We start from the raw sequence: 15,189 nt of genomic DNA, 5'->3' as shown, positions 1-15,189 counted from the left end.
GTAAACACCACGCTTCAGATGCGCCACAGATGGCAACAGCGGGGAAACACCCGTGAAAAACCGGCCGCCTACGCTGATGATCAACAGCAGGTCATCTGAGCGAAAGGGCCAAACATGTCCTCCACCCCGTCCGCACCCTCCCTCCACATCGTCATCGCAGGCGCAGGCCCCGCGGCCCAGGCCTTGGTGCGGCGGCTTGCGGGAAGGTCAGACTCCCGGCAACGCGCTTTCGACGGAACCATCACCGTCCTCAGTAACCGCGATGAGTGCCCGGAGGCTTTGCTGGAACTCGCCGGGCTCCCCCAGGTTTCGGTCCGCTTCGGGCAGCCGGCCAGCTTCATCGACTCCGACGCCAAAATGGTCACCACCGTGGACGGCCTGGAATTCTCCTACGACCAGCTGGTCATTGCCACTGGTTCTGCCCCTTCCCTCCCGCCTGTAGCCGGAGCCGAATCCGGCCTCAGCTACTCCACCATCGACGACGCCGCCGCCATCGGTGAAGCCGTCAAGGAGGTCACAAGAATAGTGGGCCGCCGTCCCCTCGGAATCCTGGTGGGCAGTGGGCCCGCCGCGGGCCAGGCAGAGGCCGTCCTCCGTGCCCGTGGAGTCCGTCCCGTCCGGACCACCCTTCGCCCTGCCGCGGTGATTGCCGATCCCACCCCTGTTGCTTCCACTGTTCCCGTTGTTTCCACTGCCGCAGGCACACCGGAGTCCACCCTGCCGGCCACTGGGATCCTGTTCGAGGACGGCAGCAGCATGAAGGGCGACCTCGTGGTCATTGCCGAGGAACGCACGGCCCGTAACGACCTCGCCGAGAGCGCCGGCTTGGCGGTGGCGTCCGACGGCGGCATTTCCGTGGGGCGCGACCTCGCCACTTCCGTCCCCGGCATCTGGGCGATCGGCGATGCCGCTTCGTGCGACGGCCTCCGCCTTGGTTTGCTTCTCTCCGCTGAGTCTTCTGCGATGTTGTGCGCTTCCGGCATGCTGTTGGGCACACGGGGCAGCTCTGACCAGCAGCAGGTCCCCATGGCGGCTTAGCCCGCCCTGGGTGACCGTCTTCCACGGCACCCAAGCCCTCCCTGCAGCAGGCAACCCATGTGGCAAGATGGTCCTTTGACGGGCAGTGACAACCCTGCGGCCACCGGGCCGGCCACGCCCTGCACGGAAGGATCCCATGAGCAACCAAGCCGTCGCCCCGGCGAACATCGCCTCCTACATCGACCACACATTGTTGAAGCCGGAGGCCAGTGAAGCAGACGTCCTCAAGGTCTGTGCCGAGGCCATCGAATACCGGTTCAAGTCCGTCTGCGTGAACCCGGTCTGGGTCAAAACCGTCACCAAGGCCCTCAAGGGTTCCGGCGTGCTGACGTGTTCGGTCATCGGGTTCCCGCTGGGCGCCACGCCCAGCGACGTCAAGTCCTTTGAGGCCCGCGGAGCAGTGCTCGATGGTGCGGACGAGATCGACATGGTGATCAACATGGCCTCTGCCCGGGCCAATGACAAGGGTGCACTGGTGGACGACATCAAGGCTGTAGCCGAGACGGTCCACGCCGGTGAGGCCATCCTGAAGGTCATCATCGAGACGTCCATGTTGACCGACGAGCAGAAAGTCATCGCCTGCGAAGCGGCCGTGGAAGCAGGTGCGGACTTCGTGAAGACCTCCACCGGCTTCAACGGCGGAGGTGCAACTGCTGAGGACGTCGCCTTGATGCGCAAGACCGTTGGACCGGACCTCGGGGTCAAAGCGTCCGGTGGAGTGCGGTCCCTGGCCGATGCACAGGCTATGATTGCTGCTGGTGCAACACGTATCGGAGCAAGTTCCGGAATTGCCATCGTCAAGGGTGAACAAGGTTCATCCGCCTACTGAGGCTTCCGCAACTGCCAGAGAATTTTTGAGCCCCGCGGGGCCGAGGAGGAACGAATGTCCAAGAACGCAACAAGCGCCCCCATTGAACGTGAGAACAACCTGGGCACAAGCATTGTGCTGTTCGTGGTCATGATCGTGCTCTTCCTGGGCTCCATCTACTCGCTGTCCTTCCTGAGCTTGGACAACCCGTGGCCGATGGCCGTTTGCCTGGGCCTGTTCGCGCTGGCTTTCTGGATCCCGCAGACCATTCTTGGCCGTTCTGATTCCGCAGGCGAAAGCTAAACCCCTGAGATACAGCGAAGCGGCCCAGGCTGATGCCTGGGCCGCTTTCTTTTAAGCCACTTGGACGCCTGCTGGTGAGGCAGCCAGGGCGATACAGCCAGGGGCGATCCCGTCAGTCCGTCACGGTAACTTCACCACACCACCCAATGCCGCCAAAACGCCGGGCCAGTGCTGTTGCGCCAATGTCCATGCCGCGGCTCCCATGCCCACCATGGCATAGCCGCTGACCGGAATCAGGACCAGCCACTCACGTCGGGAACCAGCCCGCCCCAGCAGCGGGATGGAGAAGGCACCGTTGGAGCGCCAGATTCCGCTGATCAACGATTTTCGCAGGAATTTAGGCGGCTTGATGACAATGGGCCATAACAGCGGCACGCCCCCAACAGTGATCATGTCCCCCACAATGTGCACCACTACGCCGGTGAGCATGGACAGCGGCAACCAACCCCACTGATCCGGCGCAAACCAGGTCACCAGGCCGGCCATGACCAACGCAAACAGCCAGTTGGTAATCCAGCCTGACTTCGGAAACAGGTTCAACGCCTTGGCCGCCAGGTTGATCATGAACATGCACAGCAGCCCCGCGCCCACAGACAGCTTTCCCATGGGCGTCACCATCTGGAACTGTGCGGCCATTGCTGCCAGCACAACAAAGGCCGAGGCCCCCAACAGGGAATGCGTCCCTTGGCGGTGCCCGCCGCTGGCCTTCTCAATTCCCACCGCAATCATGTTGGACAACGGCGGCAGGGAGTTCGCGATGGTGCTGTGGCGGTGGTCCCAGTCGACCACCAAAGCAGTTCCCGCCGTCGCCATGGCGCCGATCAGGATTCCGGTGGAATCCAACGGGTACCAGCCCAGGGCATACGGGCCGGTTGAGGCAATAGCTATCCACGCCGCGGCTCCCGACGCGGCGTGATGTCCTCCCATCATTCAGTTAGCCAGCCTTCACGGGTACGTCGGCGAAAATCGCTTCAATGACGGTGTTGGCCCACTGCAGGATTTCGGCGTCCTGGAGGTCGCGTCCGCCGATCCTGGCCGTCTTGGGCTTGGGAATCAGCACGGAGTCCAGCGCAGGCTTCACTTGTGAGCCCGGGTACATGCGGTTCAGGCGCATGGTTTTGGATTCGGGCAGTTGCGCCGGCGAGAAGCGGATGAAGTTGCCTTGGAGCGCGACGTCGGACAGGCCGGCTTCGCGGGCTCCCACCCTGAAGCGCGCCACGGCAATGAGGTTCTGCGCAGGCAGCGGTGGCTCCCCGTAGCGGTCCACCAGTTCGGCCAGGACTTCGTCGATCGCGTCGTACGTGATGGCCGCGGCCAGCTTACGGTAGGCCTCCAGGCGCAACCTTTCCCCTGGCACGTAGTCGTGCGGAAGGTGGGCGTTGACGGGCAGTTCGATCTTCATTTCCGCCGCCTTTTCCTCGGCCTCGCCGCGGTACTCGGCCACAGCCTCGCCCACCAGGCGAATGTAGAGGTCAAAGCCGACGCCTTGGATGTGACCCGACTGCTCACCGCCCAAGAGGTTTCCCGCGCCACGGATTTCAAGGTCCTTCATGGCCAGCTGCATCCCGGCACCGAGTTCGTTGTGGGCTGCCACGGCTTTGAGGCGTTCCAGCGCAACCTCGCCCAATGGCTTCTCGGAGGGATACAGGAAGTAGGCGTAAGCACGTTCACGGCCACGGCCAACACGTCCACGGAGCTGGTGGAGTTGCGAAAGGCCGTACTTGTCCGCGCCATCGACAATCAGGGTGTTGGCGTTGGAAATATCCAGGCCCGTCTCAATGATGGTGGTGCAGACCAGGACGTCGAACCGCTTCTCCCAGAAGTCCACGATGATCTTCTCGAGGCGGCTTTCGGACATCTGGCCGTGGGCAACTTCGACGCGGGCTTCCGGAACCAGTTCGCGGATTTGTGCTGCGATGCGCTCGATCGAGGAAACCCGGTTGTGGACGAAGAACACTTGTCCCTCGCGCATGAGTTCGCGGCGGATCGCTGCGGAGGTCTGCTTGTTCGTGTACGGCCCCACGTAGGTCAGTACGGGGTGGCGTTCCTCAGGCGGCGTGGCCAGGGTGGATGTTTCCCGGATACCGGTGAGGGACATTTCAAGGGTTCGGGGAATCGGCGTTGCGCTCATTGCCAGCACATCAACGTTGGTGCGCATCTTCTTGAGCGCTTCCTTGTGCTCCACCCCGAAGCGCTGTTCTTCGTCCACGATCACCAAGCCCAGGTCCTTGAACTCGAAGTCCTTGGACAGCAGCCGGTGCGTACCGATCACGACGTCCACGGCGCCGCTCTTGACGCCCTCGGCCGTTTCCTTGGCTTCCTTGGTGCTCTGGAAACGGGACAGCGGCTTCACGCGCAACGGGAACCCGGAGAAGCGCTCCGTGAAGGTTTCGTAGTGTTGCTGCGCCAACAGTGTGGTGGGCACCAGCACAGCAACTTGCTTGCCGTCCTGGACGGCCTTGAACGCTGCACGGACCGCAATTTCAGTCTTGCCGTAGCCCACGTCACCGGACACCAGCCGGTCCATGGGAATCTCCCGTTCCATGTCCGCTTTGACCTCGTTGATGGTGGTCAATTGGTCCGGCGTCTCCACATAAGGGAAAGCTTCCTCGAGTTCCCGCTGCCATGGGGTATCGGGGGCGAAGGCGTGTCCTCGGGATGCCATGCGGGCGGAGTACAGCCGGATCAGTTCACCGGCGATTTCCTTGACGGCCTTGCGGGCCTTGGACTTGGTGCTGGCCCAGTCGGCGCCACCCATTTTGCTCAACGCGGGGGTGTCTCCGCCGACGTAGCGGGTCACCTGGTCCAGCTGGTCGGTGGGCACAAAGAGGCGGTCCCCCGGGGCGCCGCGTTTGGAGGGCGCATACTCCAGCACGAGGTACTCGCGCAGCCCGGCATCGGACGACGACGTGCCGGCCACTTTGCGCTGGATGAGCTCCACGAACCGGCCGATGCCGTGCTGCTCGTGCACCACAAAATCGCCGGCGTGCAGCTGCAACGGATCCACGGCGTTGCGGCGCTTGGACGGCATACGGCGCATGTCCTTGGTGGAGCTGGCCGTCGCGCGACCCAACAGGTCGGCTTCGGTCAACAGGCCCAGTTTCAGGCCGTCCAGGACAAAACCACGTCCGACGGCGGCGGTGGTCACCTCGATGATGCCTGGCTGCGGTTCCTTCTCCAGCGACTCAACGCGGGAACACGGAATGTCGGCATCGTGGAACAGCTCTGCCAGGCGTTGGGCAGGCCCGGGACCATCGGTCACCACCACCACCCGCCATTGCTCGCGGACGCGGGAGCCGATGAATTCAAGCATTTCCGCCACTTCGCCTTGGTAGCCACGAGGTTCACGGGCACGCATGTTCAGGACGTCGATGTCCAGGACCAGGTCCTCGTCCGTGGCCAGTGAGGTGATGGACCACCAGGATACGTCGTGTGCCAGGGCAGCCGATCGGGTATCGGTGAGGGACTGGAAACTGGCGGCATGCAGGTCCGTGGAGGCCTGGGACGACAGGTCAAGGGGCGCCGCACCGCCGTCGGACGCTGTTGACCAGGCGGCTTCCAGGAATTCCTCGTTGGTGGCCGCGAGATCGTGCGCGCGGGTGCGCACCTTCTCGGGTTCGATGACGACGGACAGCGATCCGGCCGGAAGCTGGTCCACGAACGGGACCATGGCGTCCACCAGCACGGGCGCCAGCGATTCCATGCCTTCAACGGCGATGCCGCCGGCGATCTTTTCCAGCATGTCCGCAGCTGCCGGCATGTCCGCCTTCAGCTTCGACGCACGGGACATCACGGAGGGCGTGATCAGGATTTCGCGGCACGGCGGGGCGTGCAGTTCCGTGGGGTGGTGGATGCCGGGGGCGGACAGCGAGCGCTGGTCGGCCACGGCGAACCAGCGCATCTGGTCCACTTCATCGCCGAAGAACTCCACGCGGATGGGGTGGTCCTCGGTGGGTGGGAAAACGTCAAGGATGCCGCCACGGACGGCGAATTCGCCGCGGTGCGTCACCATGTCCACGCGGGCATACGCGGCATCGGACAGTGCACGGACTACCTCAGTGAAGGAGCGTTCTTGTCCCACCTGCAGGGTCACCGGAGCCAGGTCCCCCAGCCCTGCCACAAGGGGTTGGACCACGGCGCGGACAGGAGCCACCACTACCCGCAAGGGGGCCGCCGTCGAGGTTTCCGGGTGGGTCAGGCGGCGCAGGACGGATAGCCGGCGGCCCACGGTGTCCGAGCGCGGTGACAGCCGCTCGTGCGGGAGGGTTTCCCAGCTGGGAAAGGCTGCCACGGACTCGGCTGGGAGATAGGAGGCCAGAGCGGCAGTGAGGTCTTCGGCCTCGCGGCCGGTAGCCGTGACGGCGAGGACCACGGGAGTGCCGGCGCCATCGGTAGCCTGGTCGGCACCGGCATCAGCAAGCGCGTCGGCCATTTCGGCGAGCAGCACAGCCCGCATGCCCGTGGGCGCGCTGATCTGGTAGTCAGTGTTGCGGTCGCTGAAAGGCCGCTGAGCTTCCGTTCGGACGCGCGCGAAAGTCTTGTCCTCCGCCAATGCGCGGCGCAGACCGTTGAGGCTCATGACAGAAACTCCTAGGGTGGGTCCAAGGGCAGGCAACACAAATGCCCGGAAATTCAGATGAACGCCGGGTCATTCCAGCCTACCTCTACCCCCAGCCCCAGGAGTTCCTTTGCAGCCTTCGGAAGCCACCCATTCCAACACCCCGCAGGACACCAGGACCGTACTGGTGACAGGCGCCACCGGATACATCGGCGGCCGCCTGGTCCCCCGGCTCCTCGAGGCCGGCCATAGGGTCAAGGTCCTGGTCCGCACGCCACAGAAAATCGCCGATGTTCCATGGCATGACCGCGTGGAGATCATCGAGAACAGCCTGTCCGACGCCGACGGCCTCACCGAAGCCCTGGCCGGCGTGGACGTCCTGTATTACCTGGTCCATTCCATGGCGTCCGGCAGCGGATTCGAGGCCAAGGAGGAAGCCATGGCCCGGCTCGTGGCAGAAGCCGCGGCCAAGGCCGGCGTAGACAGGATCGTCTACCTTGGCGGGCTGCACCCGGATAACGAGGAACTTTCCGTCCACATGCGTTCCCGCGAGACCGTGGGGAAGGTGTTCCTCGATTCGCCGGTGGACGCGATCGTGTTCCAGGCCGGTGTGGTGATTGGTTCCGGGTCGGCGTCGTTCGAGATGATCCGGCACCTCGCCGAAACCCTTCCCGTGATGCCCGCGCCAAGTTGGGTCGGCAACCGGGTTGAGGCCATCGCGGTCCGTGACGTCCTGCATTACCTCGTAGCTGCAGCTGCGCTCCCGGAGAAGGTGAACCGGTCTTTCGATATCGGCTCCCGGGACGTCCTGAAGTACAAGGAGATGATGAACGAGTACGCCGTGGAGCGTGGGCTCCCCCGGCGGCTGGTCATTGCGCTGCCCGTGCCTGCACCGAAGCTCGCCGGTTTGTGGGTTGCCCTGGTGACCCCCATTCCTTTGTCCATGTCCCTGCCGTTGGTGCAGTCGCTGCAGCATGACGCGGTCTCGCGGGAGCACGACGTCGACCGTTACTTCCCGCAGCCCGACGGCGGCCTGACACCTTACCGCCGCGCCGTTGCCTTGGCGCTCGGCAAGGAACGGGACGGGCAGGTGGAGACCACCTGGGCCAACGCCGGCATCGACGCCGACCCGCTTCCCAGCGACCCCGACTGGGCCGGTTACAAAGTGTTCCTGGACGAACGGACCTTCCACAGCGAAGCGAAGCCAGAGCACGTCTGGACCATCATTGAGGGCATCGGCGGCAAGAACGGCTGGTACTCGCTCCCTTTGGCCTGGCGGGTCCGTGGGTGGCTGGACAAGCTCCAAGGCGGCGCTGGATTGCTGCGGGGACGCCGGCATCCCAAGACGCTGAACGCCGGCGAGGTAGTGGATTGGTGGCGGGTGGAGGCTATTGACCGCGGACACCTGTTGCGCCTGCGGGCCGAGATGCGGGCACCGGGAGGGGCTTGGCTGGAGCTGGCTGTTGAACCCGAAGGGAGCGGCAGCCTGTACAAACAGCGTGCCATTTTCTTCCCGCGCGGACTGGCCGGGCGGCTCTACTGGCTGGGCGTCTACCCGTTCCACGGCTTGATCTTCCCGTCCATGGCCCGCAACATCTCCGCAGCGGCCATCACCCTCCAGGAAAGCCCGCCCGAGACCGCCGGTTCAGGGGTGGCCAGCGAGACCCCGTAGGATGTTGGGAGCTAAAAAGCTTCATTACCACCATTCACGGAGGACCCATGGCCCTGAGCGCATCCACCACCCTGCCGCACAGCGTTGACCGCGTTGCTGCCGTATTCGTCAACGAAGATTTCCTGCGTCACACGAGCGAACTGGTGGGCGGCTCCCTGGAATCGTTCACGATCGACGGCGACCCGGCCGGTGCCTTCAGCACCACCACCGTCCGCACCCTGCCTACCACCCGCCTGCCGGACATTGCCCGCAAGTTCGTTGGCGAAACCCTGAAGGTCACCCAGACCGAGCAGTGGGAAGCTCCCGCCGCCGATGGTTCGCGCGCCAGCAACATCGCGCTCAAGATCTCGGGTGCTCCCCTGGACGTCACGGCCGTTCAGCGCCTCGTGGCTGATGGCGGCAACACCCGGATCGAGCTCGAAGGCAACGTGTCTTCTTCGGTGCCGTTCCTCGGTGGCAAGATCGCCGACGCCGCTGAGCCGATGGTGGGCAAGGCCCTGAACATCCAGTCGCAGCAGGCCCAGGCCTGGCTCGAAAGCCACTAGCGTGGAGATCCCCGCTGTCCTCGCGGTTGTCCTGATCGTTGCCGGGGTCTGGTCCCTGGTGGTGTGGCCGCAGTTCCTCAAGCGCGTCATGAAGGATCCCCGCGCCCGCGATGCCGCAGGCAAGGCCACCAAGTTCCTCACGGTCCACGTTGTGCTGGTCACCATCTCCATGGTGCTGGGACTTGCGACGGCGGCCATTGGGATTGCGGGCCTCGTCGCCTGAGTTTCACCCAACTGACTGGCAGTAGCGGCTGATCTGAGCCCTCAGAGCAGCCACTACTGCCAGTTACTTGGGTAAGATGGTTATTGGTGTGCCGGGAAGTCTGGTCGGCGGAGTCTTTGTGCTCCCCTTAGACCGATTGATCCCCGCAAGTAAGGAGCCCCCGTGGCCCGGAAGCCCCCTGCAGCCCCTCAGCAACCCGGCAGCTCAAACGCAGTTTTCTCGCGCTCCAGTTATCCCGAGTACCGCAGGATCCTCGCGATCCTTCGCACGGAAACAGTGGGCGGCGCCCTCCTCCTTGCCGCCACCGTAGTTGCCCTCATCTGGGCCAACTCACCCGCTGCGGACGGCTACTTCGCATTCCGCGACGTCAAGATCGGCTTCGAGCCCTGGCATCTTGACTTGAGCCTTGGCCATTGGGCCTCGGACGGCCTCCTGGCGGTGTTCTTCTTCCTCGCAGGCCTTGAGCTCAAACGCGAGTTCGTGGCGGGCGAACTCCGCAAGCCCGCCAAGGCAGTTGTTCCCGTGGCCGCGGCGATCGGCGGCGTCGTAGTTCCGGCCGTCATCTTTGTCCTGTTCAACCTCGGGTCCCCTGAGACGCTCAAGGGCTGGGCCATTCCCACCGCGACGGACATCGCCTTCGCCCTGGCCGTGCTGGCCGTCATCAACACCCACCTGCCCTCCGCGCTCAGGACGTTCCTGCTGACCCTCGCCGTAGTGGACGACCTCATCGCCATCGGCATCATCGCCTTCTTCTATTCCACGGGACTCCAGCCGCTCATGCTGCTGGCCGCCTTGGTGCCGCTGGCCCTCTTCACGTTCCTGGTCCAAAAGCGGATCCGCAGCTGGTACCTGCTCGTCCCCCTTGCCATGGCCACGTGGGGCTTCGTCCATGCTTCCGGGATCCACGCCACAGTGGCCGGAGTGCTGCTGGGCTTTGCCGTGCCCGTCCTGGCCAGCGGCAAGAAGGGAGAGCCGGCCGAAGGACTGGCGGAGCACTTCGAGCACCGGCTGCGCCCGTTCTCGGCAGGCTTCGCGGTGCCCGTCTTCGCGTTCTTCTCCGCCGGCGTGGCCTTGGGCGGATTCGATGGCATGGGGGCAGCGCTCACGGATCCCGTGGCCGTTGGCATTGTGGCAGCGTTGGTAGTGGGCAAGGCAGTGGGCGTTTTCGGCACCACGTACCTGGTCACCAAGACCACCCGCGCAAGCCTCGATTCCAGCATCGCCTGGATCGACCTCTTCGGGCTGGCCCTTCTGGCCGGCATCGGCTTCACGGTCTCGCTGCTCATCGGCGAGCTGAGCTTCGGCACCGGCTCAGCCCACAATGACCACGCCAAGGTGGCCATCCTGGCAGGTTCCCTGATCTCGGCGCTGCTGGCCGCCGTCGTACTCAGGGCCCGTAACCGGCGGTACCGCCAGGTACAGGCGGATGAAGAACGGGACGACGACGGCGATGGCGTGCCTGACATCTTTGCCCGCGCCTGACGCACGGGTACCGGGCTGCTGCGGTATTGGGCTGCTGGAAGGTTAGGCGGTGGCCTGGTTGAGCGCGTCCTCGGCGGCAACCCAGGAGATCATGGCGCATTTCACGCGGGCCGCGTAACGGGCGACGCCCTCGAAAGCGGCAGCATCGCCCAGGATCTCCGGGTCCGCCTGGACTTTCCCACGCGACCGCAGGACCTCACGGAAGTTCTCGATCACAGAGTGCAATTCCTCCACGGACATGCCCTCGCCCAGTTCACTGAGCACCGACGCCGAGGCCATGGAAATGGAGCAGCCTGCACCGTCCCAACTGATCTGCTGGACGGTTCCGTCCGAAACGGCGAGCCGCAGCGTCACTTCATCCCCGCACACCGGGTTCAGCTGGTGTGATTGTCCGGTGGACGCCCCTTCGGGGGCTGCCGTTTCAGCCAGTCCGCTGCCATGCCGCTGCTTGGAGTGGTCCAGGATGATCTGCTGGTACAGCTGGTCAAGACTCATGGTGGTTGTTGCCTGTTCTGCGAAAAATCGTTGGTGTGAGGCTGCCTGGCTTTCAGGGCTGCCGAAGGTCAGGCCTGGAAGTACGCCCGGACCCCGGAAACAGCGTCGAGGAAAGCATCGACGTCGTCCGTGGTGTTGTAAAGGTAGGTACTGGCCCGGGTGGTGGCCGTCAGGCCCAGACGGCGGTGCAAGGGCTGGGCGCAGTGGTGACCGACTCGAACGGCGATGCCGCGATCATCAAGGAACTGCCCGACGTCGTGGGCGTGGACACCGGCGACGTCGAACGCTGCCAGGCCGATCCGCCCGGAACCGGAGGCGGGACCCACCACACGGATGCCCTCGATGCTCTCGAGCCCTTTGACGAGGCGCTGTCCAAGAGTCGTTTCCCATGCGTGGATGCGGTCGATGCCGGTCTCGGTGAGGTAGTTTACGGCGGCAGCAAGCGCCACGGCCTGGGAGATCCGCTGGGTACCGGCCTCGAACCGCTGCGGGGCCGGCAAGTACTCGGCCCGCTCCATGGTGACCGTGGTGATCATGGAACCGCCGGTGAGGAAGGGCGGCAAGACATCAAGGAGTTCCTGCTTGCCGTACAGCACGCCGACACCTGTGGGCGCCAGCATTTTGTGCCCGGAGAATACGGCGAAGTCTACGTCCAACTCTTTGACGTCCACGGCCATGTGCGGCACGGACTGGCAAGCATCCAGGACCACCAAGGCTCCGACCCTGCGGGCGAGCGCCACGAGTTCGGCCACCGGGTTGATGGTACCCAGGACGTTGGAAGCGTGGGTGAAGGCCAGGAGCCTGGTCCGTTCCCCCACGATCCCGGCTGCGGCGTCAAGCATCAACGTTCCGTCATCGGTGACGGGGATGTACTTGAGGGTGGCCCCCGTCCGGAACGCCAGTTCCTGCCACGGGATGAGGTTGGCGTGGTGCTCCATTTCGGTGACCACGATCTCGTCGCCCGGACCAATGGCCAGGTCCTTCAAGCGTGAATCGCCACGGCCCTGCGCCGCCCACAACCCGGCGTTGGACAGTGCGTAGCTGATGAGGTTCAGTCCCTCGGTGGCGTTGGAGGTCCACACCGTTTCCTCGTACTGCGCGCCGATGAAGTCCGCCACGGTCTGGCGCGCGTCCTCAAAAACCTCCGTGGCTTCCACGGCAAGGTGGTGGGCTCCACGGTGGACGGCCGCATTGCGTTGTTCGTAGTACTCCTGCTCGGCCTCGATGACGCTGAGCGGGTTCTGCGACGTGGCGCCGGAATCCAGGTAGATCAAGGGTTTCCCGTTGACCAGCTGGTCCAGCACCGGGAAGTCATTCCGGATCCGCAACACCTCCGCATTGTCCATGGCATGCACGGACCGCAGCAGTGAGGCGGGGGTTGATACGGCAGTCAAGGGGCGCTCCTTGGAAATCCTTCAGGGACTCCCTATTATCCCACGGTGGCCCCTGCCGTGCGGTGCCGCAGGTGTGCCGTACAGCACGTTCAGCCGCCGGCCCTCCCTGGCACCCAGCCCAGCGGCGGAACAGCGCCGCTGTCGAACGCATTGCGCAGCCGTTCAACGAGGACCAATGCGCGCCGGCTTGCTCCACTTCGGGTTCGGGCTTCATAGCCACTGGCCGCACGCGAATAACACACGGAAGCATGGGCAAACAGCCTGTCCGCAGACAAGCTTCTTCCCGCCGATTCCAACGTCCTGGGGTCGTTGTCCAACAGTGCCGAGGCAAACGTTCCCAGGGCGGCTCCTCCGGCTCCGTGAATTTCCGCCGCAAGTCCTGACAGCCGCCGCTGGAGCACAAGGTCGTCGACAGCGGCACTGCTTGCGTTGAGCGTCAGGAGGGAGACTGCCTCGGCTTCCAACAACGCGTTGCCCTGGTGGTGGAGTTGTTCTGCCAGTGCCAACAGATGCTCCGGGTTACCGGCCATCTGGTCCTGCGCCGCCGCCAGATAGAGGGAGCTGAGCTGGGGAAGGAAGCCTGCGGGATCCTCGCTTTCCTGCAAAGCAGCGAGGCTTTGCCCACTACGCTCCATCGCCTGCACGGGGTTTCCGCACAGCGCTTCGGAGTAGGCCAGCAGGGCTGCAGCAAACGCCAGCACCGGCGGAAGGCCGGCGTCGGACAGTTCCGCAAGGACCGGCTCCAAGGTTCCCCGAGCGGCCCGGGGAAGCCCTTGGCTGAGTTCGGCGTACCCCCGGGCAACGTCCAAGCACACGGCAAGGTAGGTGGGGAGGACAAACGCGGCAGGACACTCCAGGAGTGAGTCCACCTGGCCCCAGGCCAGATTGCTGCGAAGGCACACTACATGCCGGAGCAGGGCGCCCGGCCTGAACATCTCCAGGGCGGGGTCCGCGTCAATGGCCGCCATTGCCGCAGTTGACCGTTCCAACGCTTCCGGGGCAGATCCTGCGAGTAAGAGCCGTTCAGCTTCCCGGACGTTCCACACCACATGGCCGGAAACTTCCTGCAGGGTCTGCGGCCCTCCGTCGCCGGGCGCATTCTCCCCTGAACTGGTGTCCTCCGGAACGCCCGGCACGGCCTCACCCGGGACAGCGCCCAGGAGTCCCAATGCCAAGAGGCGGCTGCCGGCGTCGGCCTTCACCTCCGGCGATCCACCACCTGCTGCCAGCTCCCGCAGCTCCGGGGCCGCCTCGCCCAGCAGGCCTTCAGCAACCAGCGCCCGCGCCCGGAGGAGCCTGGCCTCGTCCTTCCGGCCCGGCCCGGCAACTGCTGCGGCGGCCCGCATGACGAGTTCTGCTGTTGACGGCCTGTCAGCGGCCGGGGCGGTGGCCAGGAGAAGTTCATCGGAAAGGGTCAGGCCACAGTCCAGGGTCCATGTCATCCACCGCAGCAGGGTGGGGGCTGATTCGCGCGTGAGCGCGGGTTCCTCAACGCCAAGGCGGAGGGCCAGGCTTCGGGGTCGTGGCACGGCCAGCCGGGTACCCTCGCCCCGCAACCAGGAACTCGTCCTGACCAGCGGCGGCCTCCCCGCCAGCAGCCGGATATGGTGGTTGGCCAGAAGGTGTTCAACGGCGCTCCGGCCAAAATGGTGTTCCACAACGTCCAGGGCCACAGGTTCAGCAAGCGCTATGAGTTCCAGCGCGTGGCGTTCCTCCGGGGGCCGGGCGGCGTTTTCGGCCTGTACTTGTGCCACCACACCTGGCCAGTCACAGTGGGCCCGGACATCAATGGTCCAGAAGCCGTCCTTTTGCACCAGCAGGCCGGCACTTCGTGCATCGTTGATGGCGATCCCCAGCAGCCCCGCATTGAAGCCGCTCATGGCCGCTAAAAGGCTGCTGGCACGGCGTTGGACACTTCCACCCAGGACGGATTCGGACAAGGCGTGTGCCTCGGTGAAGGTAAAGGGCGGAAGAAAGTACTGTTCCAGGAAGCCGTCTTCCCAGAGTTGATAGAGGTCCGGAGGAAGTGGCCGGCGGCTGTCGGCAGTTGCAACCAAGGTTGCCCCGAAACCGGGTATCAGTTGCAGCAGGACAGCCAAGGAAGGCGGATCTACGTAGTGGATGTCGTCCACCAACAGCACCAACGGCGGCCTTGCCGTTTGAGCCCGGCGTTTGTTCCGGCGTCGGCCCATCTGTGGTGTGTACAAATATTCAGCGGCACCCAAGGTGCTGGCCAGGGCCCGGAGGATGTGAAGCCCGGGTGGCAGTGTGTCTTGACCGCCGGATTCAGGTGCCGCACCCAAGGCGCCGTAACTGGTGGTCTTCAGCTCTGGTTTTCCGGCGAAGCTTCTGACGTCCATGGTTTCGGTGAGGCCCTCTTTGACGGAGAGCAACAGGTGGGTCTTTCCGGATCCTCGGTCCCCCACCACCACGATGCCACTGGTGGAGGGCGACGGTACTGCGGAAAGGATGATGTCCAGGAGCCTCGTCCGGTCCGGGAAGGGTGATGGCCTCAGCCCGACTGTGACGGTGTCTTCGTCCAGCCAGGGATCCGGCAGCATGCGCACTCCAATAGCAGCAGTCCCATGGTCCGGGAGGGGTGGTTTCCGCGAAGTGCGGGCTACCTGGCCTAGAAGCCGGCGGCGGCTGGGGGGAGAGTCTCGGTCTCAGA

The 15,189-nt window shown here is 64.6% G+C and carries 12 protein-coding genes; 7 read left to right on the top strand and 5 right to left on the bottom strand.

Annotation, left to right across the window (positions count from 1 at the left end; all coding sequences use genetic code 11):
- Positions 1–114 precede the first annotated feature (114 nt).
- The 3 genes from ACIQLI_RS12425 (at position 115) to ACIQLI_RS12415 (ending at position 2,149) form a co-directional block, all read left to right on the top strand.
- Positions 115–1,038 (top strand): FAD-dependent oxidoreductase, encoded by a 924-nt coding sequence (locus ACIQLI_RS12425; RefSeq protein ID WP_400388694.1) that lies wholly within the window; start codon positions 115–117, stop codon positions 1,036–1,038.
- Between the two features lie 136 nt (positions 1,039–1,174).
- The gene (gene deoC, locus ACIQLI_RS12420) at positions 1,175–1,867 is read left to right on the top strand and encodes a deoxyribose-phosphate aldolase (RefSeq protein ID WP_400388691.1); all 693 of its coding nucleotides are present in this window, start codon (positions 1,175–1,177) and stop codon (positions 1,865–1,867) included.
- A gap of 54 nt (positions 1,868–1,921) precedes the next feature.
- Complete coding sequence (locus tag ACIQLI_RS12415; protein ID WP_089594218.1) at positions 1,922–2,149, top strand: hypothetical protein; 228 nt, start codon at positions 1,922–1,924, stop codon at positions 2,147–2,149.
- 120 nt (positions 2,150–2,269) lie between these two features.
- Here ACIQLI_RS12415 and ACIQLI_RS12410 read toward each other — a convergent pair whose 3' ends face one another.
- Positions 2,270–3,079, bottom strand: a complete 810-nt coding sequence (locus tag ACIQLI_RS12410; RefSeq protein WP_354229929.1) for a metal-dependent hydrolase — start codon at positions 3,077–3,079, stop codon at positions 2,270–2,272.
- A gap of 4 nt (positions 3,080–3,083) precedes the next feature.
- Positions 3,084–6,728: a transcription-repair coupling factor gene (gene mfd / locus ACIQLI_RS12405; RefSeq protein WP_400388686.1), complete on the bottom strand. Its 3,645-nt coding sequence runs from the start codon at positions 6,726–6,728 to the stop codon at positions 3,084–3,086.
- 109 nt (positions 6,729–6,837) lie between these two features.
- On the opposite strand from mfd, the gene ACIQLI_RS12400 reads away from it, so the two are divergent.
- The 4 genes from ACIQLI_RS12400 to nhaA all read left to right on the top strand — a co-directional run bounded on the left by ACIQLI_RS12400 (position 6,838) and on the right by nhaA (position 10,629).
- Positions 6,838–8,379 (top strand): SDR family oxidoreductase, encoded by a 1,542-nt coding sequence (locus ACIQLI_RS12400; protein WP_354229933.1) that lies wholly within the window; start codon positions 6,838–6,840, stop codon positions 8,377–8,379.
- Between the two features lie 47 nt (positions 8,380–8,426).
- Positions 8,427–8,924, top strand: a complete 498-nt coding sequence (locus ACIQLI_RS12395) for a DUF2505 domain-containing protein (protein ID WP_310201612.1) — start codon at positions 8,427–8,429, stop codon at positions 8,922–8,924.
- 1 nt (position 8,925) lies between these two features.
- Positions 8,926–9,147: an SCO4848 family membrane protein gene (locus ACIQLI_RS12390; protein WP_354229936.1), complete on the top strand. Its 222-nt coding sequence runs from the start codon at positions 8,926–8,928 to the stop codon at positions 9,145–9,147.
- Positions 9,148–9,309: 162 nt separating this feature from the next.
- A complete protein-coding gene (nhaA, locus tag ACIQLI_RS12385) occupies positions 9,310–10,629 on the top strand; it encodes a Na+/H+ antiporter NhaA (RefSeq protein ID WP_400388681.1) in 1,320 nt (439 codons plus the stop codon).
- A 42-nt stretch (positions 10,630–10,671) separates the two neighbouring features.
- Here nhaA and sufU read toward each other — a convergent pair whose 3' ends face one another.
- The 3 genes from sufU to ACIQLI_RS12370 all read right to left on the bottom strand — a co-directional run bounded on the left by sufU (position 10,672) and on the right by ACIQLI_RS12370 (position 15,079).
- Entirely contained in the window at positions 10,672–11,124 is a 453-nt protein-coding gene (gene sufU, locus ACIQLI_RS12380; protein WP_354229940.1) for a Fe-S cluster assembly sulfur transfer protein SufU, read from the bottom strand.
- A gap of 68 nt (positions 11,125–11,192) precedes the next feature.
- Complete coding sequence (locus tag ACIQLI_RS12375) at positions 11,193–12,518, bottom strand: cysteine desulfurase (protein ID WP_400388677.1); 1,326 nt, start codon at positions 12,516–12,518, stop codon at positions 11,193–11,195.
- A gap of 89 nt (positions 12,519–12,607) precedes the next feature.
- Positions 12,608–15,079: an ATP-binding protein gene (locus tag ACIQLI_RS12370; protein WP_400388674.1), complete on the bottom strand. Its 2,472-nt coding sequence runs from the start codon at positions 15,077–15,079 to the stop codon at positions 12,608–12,610.
- Positions 15,080–15,189: the final 110 nt, after the last annotated feature.

This window comes from Paenarthrobacter sp. NPDC091669 (genome assembly GCF_044756725.1).
GTDB classification, from domain to species: Bacteria; Actinomycetota; Actinomycetes; order Actinomycetales; family Micrococcaceae; genus Arthrobacter; species Arthrobacter bambusae_C.
The sequence above is the reverse complement of the archived record's forward strand: the minus strand, read 5'-3'. Positions and strand labels throughout refer to the sequence as shown.